Annotated in this window: 11 protein-coding genes; 2 read left to right on the top strand and 9 right to left on the bottom strand. The window is 58.9% G+C overall.

Annotation, left to right across the window (positions count from 1 at the left end):
- The 5 genes from HCZ23_RS17980 to clpB form a co-directional block, all read right to left on the bottom strand.
- A partial coding sequence (locus tag HCZ23_RS17980; protein WP_217703146.1) for a hypothetical protein occupies positions 1-180 on the bottom strand: 180 nt, incomplete at its 3' end.
- A 179-nt stretch (positions 181-359) separates the two neighbouring features.
- A complete protein-coding gene (gene msrQ / locus HCZ23_RS08930) occupies positions 360-962 on the bottom strand; it encodes a protein-methionine-sulfoxide reductase heme-binding subunit MsrQ (protein WP_167601369.1) in 603 nt (200 codons plus the stop codon).
- On the bottom strand, positions 962-1,888 hold the full coding sequence (gene msrP, locus HCZ23_RS08925; RefSeq protein WP_167601368.1) for a protein-methionine-sulfoxide reductase catalytic subunit MsrP: 927 nt from the start codon (positions 1,886-1,888) through the stop codon (positions 962-964). Before msrP ends, msrQ begins: the two co-directional genes overlap by 1 nt.
- A 65-nt stretch (positions 1,889-1,953) precedes the next feature.
- Positions 1,954-3,492, bottom strand: coding sequence for an FMN-binding glutamate synthase family protein (locus tag HCZ23_RS08920; protein WP_254870023.1), 1,539 nt, complete (start codon positions 3,490-3,492; stop codon positions 1,954-1,956).
- Positions 3,493-3,653: 161 nt separating this feature from the next.
- The gene (gene clpB / locus HCZ23_RS08915; RefSeq protein WP_167601367.1) at positions 3,654-6,275 is read right to left on the bottom strand and encodes an ATP-dependent chaperone ClpB; all 2,622 of its coding nucleotides are present in this window, start codon (positions 6,273-6,275) and stop codon (positions 3,654-3,656) included.
- Positions 6,276-6,462: 187 nt separating this feature from the next.
- Here clpB and HCZ23_RS08910 point away from each other — a divergent pair, with 187 nt between their 5' ends.
- Together HCZ23_RS08910 and pyrF are read left to right on the top strand one after the other, a co-directional pair.
- Positions 6,463-6,729, top strand: a complete 267-nt coding sequence (locus HCZ23_RS08910) for a hypothetical protein (RefSeq protein ID WP_167601366.1) — start codon at positions 6,463-6,465, stop codon at positions 6,727-6,729.
- Positions 6,730-6,821: 92 nt separating this feature from the next.
- Entirely contained in the window at positions 6,822-7,520 is a 699-nt protein-coding gene (gene pyrF / locus HCZ23_RS08905; RefSeq protein WP_167601365.1) for an orotidine-5'-phosphate decarboxylase, read from the top strand.
- A 66-nt stretch (positions 7,521-7,586) separates the two neighbouring features.
- On the opposite strand, the gene HCZ23_RS08900 is transcribed toward pyrF, so the two are convergent.
- From HCZ23_RS08900 to HCZ23_RS08885, 4 genes are all read right to left on the bottom strand, one after another.
- Positions 7,587-7,829, bottom strand: a complete 243-nt coding sequence (locus HCZ23_RS08900; RefSeq protein ID WP_167600851.1) for a hypothetical protein — start codon at positions 7,827-7,829, stop codon at positions 7,587-7,589.
- Positions 7,830-7,897: 68 nt separating this feature from the next.
- Entirely contained in the window at positions 7,898-8,332 is a 435-nt protein-coding gene (locus HCZ23_RS08895; RefSeq protein WP_167601364.1) for an NUDIX hydrolase, read from the bottom strand.
- A complete protein-coding gene (locus tag HCZ23_RS08890; protein ID WP_254870022.1) occupies positions 8,325-8,627 on the bottom strand; it encodes an NfeD family protein in 303 nt (100 codons plus the stop codon). The genes HCZ23_RS08895 and HCZ23_RS08890 overlap by 8 nt, the downstream gene beginning before the upstream one ends.
- The gene (locus HCZ23_RS08885) at positions 8,627-9,520 is read right to left on the bottom strand and encodes an SPFH domain-containing protein (protein WP_175580884.1); all 894 of its coding nucleotides are present in this window, start codon (positions 9,518-9,520) and stop codon (positions 8,627-8,629) included. The genes HCZ23_RS08890 and HCZ23_RS08885 overlap by 1 nt, the downstream gene beginning before the upstream one ends.
- Between the last annotated feature and the right edge of the window lie 49 nt (positions 9,521-9,569).

The raw sequence follows: 9,569 nt of genomic DNA, 5'->3' as shown, positions 1-9,569 counted from the left end.
CGCTGTCTGCGCCGCCGGTGAAGGGGGTTCTAAGGCGAGTGGCTCAAACCCGCAAGCGCTTTTTGAAAGAAAAATGACGATTTCCTCAAAAAACATATTAACTAACTGATTTATATAATGAATTTTGTATGATTTTTTTGGCAGAATGGTGTTTTCGGGCGCCAATGCGGCAGATGACATCAGGCGCTAACGAAACGAATTGCGGTTATCCACATGAAGCCACGCAACATTTGGTATCCGCCTCATTCAATCTGCCGATTCACCTCCGATTCAGGAGATGAATCGGAGGTGAATCAGAAGTGAATCGTCCGACTCGTGACCCGACTCGCGGGTGACTCGGGTGAATCGGACGGAATCCTTCAGGTCGGACGCATCACTTTGCGCCGCATCGGCACACGCAGAAGCAAAAGCACGACAATCACCGCCACATAGAGAAGCGGCTCAAGTTGCCAGCCTTTGCGCAGCATCACGAAATGCACACCGCCCAAGAGCACCGCTGGATAGACCAGCTTATGAAGCTGACGCCAATTCCGGCCAAGTTTGCGGATCGCGGCATTATAAGAGGTCGCGGCCAAGGGGATCATCAGCACAAACCCCGCCATGCCGATGGTGATATAGGGGCGCTTGTAAATGTCAGCGATGATCTGGGAGATGATCTGCACATCGAGCACGATCCAAACCGTGAGATGCAGCACGATATAGAAGAAGGCGATCAAGCCCAGCGCGCGACGGAACTTGATGAGGTTCAGCCCAAGGTGACGGCGCAGCGGCGTCACACAAAGAGAGGCGATCAGAACCTGAAGCCCCAAGAGCCCGATCTTGTGCTCCATCGCCTTGACGGGATCGACACCCAACTGACCGGTGACGCCCGCATAGAAATACCACGCAGGCGGAATAAGCGCGCCGAGATAGAGCGGCCAGGTCGGGACTTTGCGGGCGAGGCGGTTCAGACGGTCGATCATCAGTAGTTCTTCGTCAGATCCAGACCGCGATAGAGATCGCCGACCTGGTCTTCGTAGCCGTTGAATTTCACCGTTGCGATGCGCGAGGCAAACAGCCCGCCGCCGATGCGCCGCTCAGAGGCCTGCGACCAACGCGGATGGCTCACCTCCGGGTTCACATTGGAATAGAATCCATATTCGCGATGGTTCGTCGCTTTCCACGTATTCACAGGCTGCTCTTCCTGCAGCGTGATCTTCACCACCGATTTGATCGACTTGAACCCGTATTTCCATGGCACCACCAACCGCAGCGGTGCACCGTTCTGATTGGGAAGCTCTTTGCCATAAAGCCCGGTCGCCATGATCGTCAGCGGATGCATCGCCTCATCGAGCCGCAGCCCCTCGACATAGGGCCAGTCCAAAATCGCCCGCCGCTGCCCCGGCATTTCTTCGGGGCGATAGAGCGTTTCGAAGCGGACATATTTGGCGGAGGGCTGCACCCCCGCGAGAGTGAGCAACTGGTTCAGCTCGAACCCATTCCACGGAATGACCATCGACCAGGCCTCGACACAGCGGAAACGATAGATGCGCTCGTCGATGTCGACTTTCGCGAGAATATCGCCCAAGCCATAAGAGCCGGGCCGCTCGACCATCCCGTCGATCTCGACGGACCAGGGATCGGTGGTCAATGTATGCGCATTGCGGGCCGGGTCTTCTTTGCCCGTGCCGAATTCGTAGAAATTGTTGTAGCTGGTGATCTCTTCAAAGGTGTTGGGCTTTTCCGTGGTGTCGAACCCTTTGATCTCGAAATCGGGCATGTCCTGCGCATGGGCGCCCGTGGCCGCCAATAGGCCCGCTCCGGCGAACCCGGCCATCACGGCACGGCGGTTGAGATAGGCCGTCTCCGGCGTCACATGTGAATAGGGCAGATTGTACTTGGCCGACATGGGGTCCTCCTGAGGCTTTGAGAAAACGCTACCCCGGACGCCCCACGTCACAAACCAAACTCATCTCACAACTGCGTTGGGATTTTGTAACTTTCCGCCCCATTCTCGTATTCTTCGCGATGGAAACTCGGCACGATCCGATCCAACGGCACAGAGGTGCCATCCGCCTGCACGATCCGCACATGCCGTCGCCGCATCTGACGCGGTTCCAACACACCGACGGAATGCGCGATCATCTCAAGCTCTTTGGTGGTGGCTTTCGCATAGGCCGCCACTTTCTTGTATTTGTCCTGCACCACGAGACCGCCCTGCAAATGCGGGTCATGGGTGGTGATGCCGGTGGGACAGGTGTTCTTGTTGCACTTCAGCGCCTGAATACAGCCCAAAGAGAACATGAAGCCGCGCGCGGAGGTCACGAAATCCGCGCCCGCACAGATCGCCCAGGCCACATCCGCCGGGTTCACCAGTTTACCAGCGGCCACAATCCGAATGCGATCATGCAGACCGTATTTGTCGCGCAGGTCGACGATACGAATGAGCGCTTCCTTGATCGGCATGCCCACAAGGTCGATGAGCGGCATCGGCGCCGCCCCCGTGCCGCCCTCGCCGCCGTCGATCGTAATAAAGTCCGGCGCATATTCATCGCCGCGCTCTTTGATGAGCTCAAAGAATTTGGCCCAAGGCCGCGAAGAGCCTACCACGAATTTGAAGCCGACCGGCTTGCCGGTCACGTCGCGGATGTGGTTGATGAAATCCAAAAGGTCGCCGAAATCATCCACTTCACGGTGTCGGTTCGGGGAAATTCCGTCCTCCCCCGGACGCAAACCGCGAATTGCGGCGATCTCCGGCGTGATCTTGGCGGCGGGCAGGATGCCGCCCTTGCCGGGTTTGGCGCCTTGGGACAACTTGATCTCGAACATTTTGACCTGCTCATACGCCGCCATGGCGCGCAGCTTGTCGTCATCGAGGTTGCCAGCTTCGTCGCGAATACCGTATTTCGCCGTCCCGATCTGATAAACCAGATCCGCGCCCCCTTCGAGGTGAAAGGGCGACAACCCCCCTTCGCCGGTGTTGAGCCAAATCCCCGCCTCTTTCGCGCCTTTCGAGAGCGCCAGAACCGCGGGCTTGGAAATCGCGCCATAGGACATGCCGGAAATGTTGAAAATCGACGTGGCATTATAGGGCACCCGGCAATGCTGCCCGATGGTCATCGGATCGGTGGTGGCGAATTGGTCGTCGAGCGGCGGGAAAGCGGCGTTCATGAAAATAGGCGTGCCGGGGATGGAGAGCGAACGCGTCGAGCCGAAAGCCACCGTGTTGCCCTTGCCGTCAGAGGCCCGGTAAATCCAATCGCGCTGCGCCCGGTTGAACGGCATCTCCTCGCGGTCCATGGCAAAGAAATACTGGCGGAAGAATTCGCCCAGCGTGGAAAACCAATGCCGGAAGTGCCCGATCACCGGATAGTTGCGCAGGATCGCATCGCGAGTCTGGCGTTTGTCCAGAACATAAAACGCCAAAGCCATCAGTGCGACCACACCTATGGCGACCACGAACAACAGAGCCAAAACCTGTAGCGCCATCATTGCCCAGTGCCAGAACGTCATAGAATGCCTCTTTCTTACAGGTATCTTTTGCCTGAACCTGACAGATAGGCGGCAGAAGACAACTGCAAAGGTAGCCTTGTTAGCGTTAAAAATCGGTATTCTTTCGCATACGAAAAACGGCCCCGAAGGGCCGCTTTCCTTTCTGATCAATGCCGGGACGCTCAGTGCACGACGGCATCCTCCGGTTTCGGCTTGTGCGAAGCCCCCGTGCGTTCGCCCAGGATCAGCCCATCCGTTCCGGCAGAGACCGGGATCGCATCGCCATCCTTGACGTCGCCCGCCAAGAGCAACTCGGCCAGCGGGTCCTGCAACGCGCGTTGGATCACGCGTTTCAGCGGACGTGCGCCGAACACCGGATCATAGCCTTCGTCGGCGAGCCAGACCTTGGCCCCCTCGTCAATCGCCAGCGAAATATTGCGTTTCGCCAGACGTTTTTCGAGCCGCGCCAACTGGATCTCGACGATCCCGCCCATATCCTGACGGCCAAGGCGATCAAAGATGATCGTCTCATCGAGACGGTTCAGGAACTCGGGGCGGAAATGCGCCCGCACTGCGTCCATCACATCGCGTTTTGCCACGGACGAGTCCGCACCCTCCGGCAGTTGGCTCAGCGCCTGCGACCCAAGGTTAGACGTCAGAATGATCAGCGTCTGTTTAAAGTCCACGGTGCGGCCCTGACCATCGGTCAGCACACCATCGTCCAGAACCTGCAACAGCACGTTGAACACATCTGGGTGGGCCTTTTCGACCTCATCGAACAGCACAACCTGATAAGGCCGGCGCCGCACAGCTTCGGTCAGAACCCCGCCTTCGTCATAGCCGACATAGCCCGGAGGAGCGCCGATCAGACGGGCCACCGCGTGTTTCTCCATGAACTCCGACATGTCGATGCGGACCATCGCATTGTCGTCGTCAAACAGGAACTCCGCGACCGCTTTCGTCAGCTCGGTTTTCCCGACACCCGTCGGCCCGAGGAAGAGGAAGGAGCCCAGCGGACGGTTTTCGTCATTGAGACCCGCCCGCGCCCGACGCACCGCATTGGCGAGGGCGTGCACGGCGGCTTCCTGACCGATGACCCGTTTGTGCAGGCCATCTTCCATCCGCAAAAGTTTCTCCCGCTCGCCTTCGAGCATTTTCGACGTCGGAATGCCCGTCCAGCGTTCGACCACCTCGGCGATCTGCTCAGGACGCACGGCTTCCTCGACCATCAGATCGCCTTCGGCTTCGGTGTCCCCGGCTTCTGCGATCTGTTTTTCGAGCTGCGGGATCACGCCATAGGACAGCTCCCCGGCTTTCGCCAGATTGCCCTCGCGTTTGGCGATTTCCAACGCCGCGCGCGCCTGATCGAGCCGCTCTTTCAGATCGCGGGTGCCTTCAAGCTTCTGACGCTCCGCTTCCCATTTCGCCGTCATCGCATCCGATTTCTCCATCAGATCCGCAAGTTCCTGTTCAAGCTTGGCCAGACGATGCTTGGAGGCCTCGTCATCCTCTTTCTTCAGAGCTTCGGCTTCGATCTGAAGCTGAAGGATCTGACGATCGAGCGCGTCAAGCTCTTCGGGTTTGCTGTCGACCTCCATCCGCAGACGCGACGCCGCCTCATCTACAAGGTCGATGGCTTTGTCCGGCAGGAATCGGTCTGTAATGTAGCGATGCGAAAGCGTTGCCGCCGCCACAAGCGCCGAGTCGGAAATCCGCACCCCGTGGTGAAGCTCGTACTTCTCTTTGATGCCGCGCAGGATGGAGACCGTGTCCTCGACCGTCGGCTCCTCAACCATCACAGGCTGAAAGCGACGAGCCAGAGCCGCGTCTTTTTCCACATATTTGCGGTATTCATCGAGCGTGGTCGCACCCACACAGTGAAGCTCCCCACGCGCAAGCGCCGGTTTGATCAGGTTGGCGGCATCCATCGCCCCGTCCGATTTGCCCGCGCCGACAAGCGTGTGCATCTCGTCGATGAAGAGAATGATTTCGCCCGCGGCGGCCTCAATCTCTTTGAGGATGGATTTCAGGCGTTCCTCGAACTCCCCCCGATACTTCGCCCCGGCGATGAGCGCGCCCATATCAAGCGCCAAAAGACGCTTGTTCTTGAGGCTCTCAGGCACGTCACCGTTGACGATCCGCAAGGCGAGACCTTCGGCAATCGCGGTTTTACCCACGCCCGGCTCACCAATAAGAACTGGGTTATTCTTGGTCCTGCGCGACAAAACCTGCATCGAGCGACGAATTTCTTCGTCACGGCCAATGATCGGGTCAATCTTGCCTTCTTCGGCGGCCTCGGTCAGGTCACGCGCGTATTTCTTCAGCGCCTCATAGCCGTCTTCGGCGGAGGCACTGTCGGCGGTGCGGCCTTTGCGAATGTCATTGATCGCAGCGTTGAGTTTCTGCGCTGTGATCCCACCGGCATCCAGCGCATCTTTCGCACCGGATTTGGTGATCGCCAAGGCGGTCAACACGCGCTCGACCGGCACGAAACTGTCGCCTGCCTTCTTGGCAAGCTTTTCGGCCTCATCGAGAACCTTCGCGGTCTGTTGGTCCAGATAGGTCTGGCCGGTGTCACCGGAGACCTTCGGAATTTTATTCACGGCAGCCTCATTGGCAGCCATGACGGCCTTCGCATCGCCCCCTGCATTCGAAATCAGGTTGGCGGCAAAGCCCTCTTCGTCGTCAAGCAAAGCCTTCAAAAGATGTTCGGGTTTCAGCGCCTGATGGCTCTCCCGCATCGCGATCGTTTGCGCAGCCTGAAGGAAACCACGCGACCGTTCGGTGAACTTTTCCATGTTCATACCGTCTCTCCTCTTCCAAGCGCCCCGTTTGGATTTCCGCGCCCGCTTTGCGGCACGCATGAGGGTCGGGGCCTTCCCGATCTAAATGGGGATCGCATCCGCCCCCCGCAAGAGGACCTGTTGCAAAATTGGAACAAATTTGAACCTGCCGCGTTGGAGATCAAACAGCACGCAAGGGAGAAAGACCATGCAGAGCTATGGAGCAGAAGTTCAGGGCCTCACCTATAATGCCGTAGAGCAAAGCTACGAGGCCAAGGTCGTTTTTCACGAGGCCTTTGAGAAAGTCACCTACCCGGTCGCACTCCAGGCGCCGATCACCGCCGATTTCAAAACCATCTCGCGTGGGCTTGTCCTGCGGGCGCGGGCGTTACGGGCGCGCGGTCGTGGCGCCAATGTCGCGCATCTCAAACGCGTGGCGGACAGCGCCGCCGACAGCGGGCGACTGACGGCATAGGCAAACGATCCCGCGCGCGGGGCCCTAGGGCTTGACCCCACAGGGATAAATGCGGATGGAGGGGCAACCTGTCTTTTAAAGGATATGCCCCCATGATCGCAGACGACCGACTGATTGTTGCCCTCGACGTTCCCAACGTGATGCAGGGGCTGGAACTGGCCAACCGCATTGGTGACGCCGTGTCTTTCTATAAGATCGGGCTTGGCATGCTGACGGGCGGCGGCTTTGCACTGGCCAATGAGCTCAAGCAGGAGCAGGGAAAAAAGATTTTCCTCGATATGAAATTCTTCGACATCGGCGCGACGGTCGAAAACGCCGTGCGCGGCGTGGCGCAATATGACATGGATTTCCTGACCGTGCATGGCGACCCCTATGTGGTCAAAGCCGCCAAGGAAGGCGCCTCCGGGTCGCAAACGAAAATCCTCGCCGTCACCATCCTGACCTCTCTGGACCGCGCCGATCTTGATGGTGCGCTGATCAAAGAGGGTGAGATTCGCGATCTGGTCCAGGAACGGGCGGGCAATGCCTTTGCCGCTGGCGCCGATGGCATCATCGCCTCGCCGCAAGAAGCCGCTTTGATCCGCGCCCTGCCCGAAGCGGCAGACAAGCTGATCGTCACCCCCGGCGTGCGCCCGGCAGGCGCAGCCCTCGGTGATCAGAAACGCGTCGCCACACCGGCGCAGGCGATTCAGGACGGGGTCGATCACATCGTCGTCGGTCGCCCGATCTGGCAGGCAAAGGACCCGCGCAAAGCCGCGCTCGACATTCAGGACGAAATTGCCAAAGCCTGATACAAAAAAAGCCTGATACAAAAACGGCGCCTCAAGAGGGCGCCGTTTCTCTTTATATATGTGCTGTTACTCCGAAGCCGGAGCCTCAGCGGCGGGCTCTTCGGTCGTCACGGAGGCAGAGCCACCGTTGTCCGGCGCATCGTTGTTGATCGTCACGGAGGCGCCGTCACCGCCATCCGTTGTCATCGGCGTCGCATCCCCGCCCATGACCACATAGAGGATCACGCCCAGGACAACGACCACCGCGCCAAGAATAAAGTACAGGCCACCGTTGCCAGAGCTTTGGTTGTACGACTCATTTTGTGCCATGAGCTTTTCCTTTGCGTTTCATTTCCAGTCGCGAAAACAACGCAACGCCTTGGCCAAAAGTTCCCGGATCAGTTCCTGCCCTGCCAAAGCAGGTAGCGCCCAAGTCGCTCACGCAGAGAAATCACCGCATCTTCCCGTTGCACAAAATCCAGCAAAGGCATCCAGCCCCAGTCCTGCCCTTCATCCCCCAAACGGATGGCCTCATCCGCAAGCGCCTCCCAGCGGGCGACGAAGAAATGCACCTTCACACTGGGATTGGAATGGCCCCGCTCCTCGACGTGATAGATCACATGCGCGGGGTCGATCTCGACGGACAGCTCTTCGAACACTTCGCGGGCCACGGTCTCGAAAGGCGTCTCATCCCCTTCACGCCCTCCACCGGGCAGGTCCCAGTGATTGGGATAGGGAATGTCGGGGCGGTCGTCGCGCAACAGCGTCAGAACGTCCTCGCCCCGCAAAATGGCGATCTTGGCCCCATCGAAGGGGCCAAAATCCTCAGACATCGTCATTGATGTCCTTGTCCCAGACTTTCACCTGACCTTTGCGCAGGCCGAACACTTGGCGCATCGCGAGCCAGGCCACCAAAGACAGCACCGCGAAGATCAGCAGAATGACTGCGATGTTGCTGCCGAAAAGACCCAGAGCCAGCAAAAGCGCCACGATCCCGGCCCCCACGCCGAAGCCCAGGAAAATGAACCCGGGCACCAGCACTTCGAGCCCCATCAGGGCGATGGCCGCCACCGCCCAGACCCACCATTGCTGCAACAGCATGACGTTTTCCATCGCAGGTGCCTCCATCAGGATTTGCCGCCAAAGAGTTTGAAGGCATCGCCAAAGGCCTCAAGCGCGGCGGCCGGCACGACAACAGTCTGCTGCCCCTGCCCCGCACCGAGCGCGATCAAGGCCTCAACCTGTTTCAACGCGACCTGATATTGCGCGGATTCGATGCCGTGGTCCGTAATGGCCTCGGCCACAACCGCAGTCGCATAGGCTTCCGCCTCGGCCTGCACGCGGCGCGCCTTGGCGGCTTGCTCGGCGGCGTAAAGCTGGGCGTCGGCGTTCAGCTCGACGGAGCGCTTTTCGCCCTCGGCCTCGGTCACGGCGGCACGACGCGCACGTTCCGCGTTGAGCTGTTGCAACATCGCGGCGCGGGTCGCCTCATCAAGGTTCACATCGAGCACCTCGGCGCGCGTCACCTCGATGCCCCAGTTGTCCACCTGTTCTTCGACCGCCAGCTTGATCGTCGCGATCAACTGGTCACGGTTCGATTGCACCTCGTCGAGTTCCATCTTACCGATTTCGGCGCGCACGATCCCGGCCACCGTCGTGGCAATCGCGGCATCGACGTCGCGGATACGGTACACGGTCTTTTCCGGCTCGATGATGCGGTAAAACACCGATGTTTCGACCTTGACCAACACGTTGTCCGAGGTGATCGCGTCCTGCATCGCATTCGGCAACTGGCGCTCGAGGATGGAAATTTTATGCGCCACCACGTCAATCAGCGGCACGATAAAGTTGATCCCCGGCCCCAACACGGTGCGCAGACGACCAAACCGTTCGACCACATATTTCTCCGATTGCGGCACGATCCGCACCCCTTTGAGAACGAGCAGGATGATAAAACCAGCCAGAGCCAGGGTGACGATATTGCCCCCGGTCAAAAACTGAAACGGATCAATGGAATTCATGAAAAACCTCCCCTCAAACTGATATCATGAGGCGCATGGCGCCTTTGAT

It is taken from the genome of Celeribacter sp. HF31, assembly GCF_011806455.1.
Lineage (GTDB): Bacteria > Pseudomonadota > Alphaproteobacteria > Rhodobacterales > Rhodobacteraceae > Celeribacter.
Note: the sequence above shows the minus strand (reverse complement) of the source record. Positions and strands in the feature narration are given on the sequence as shown.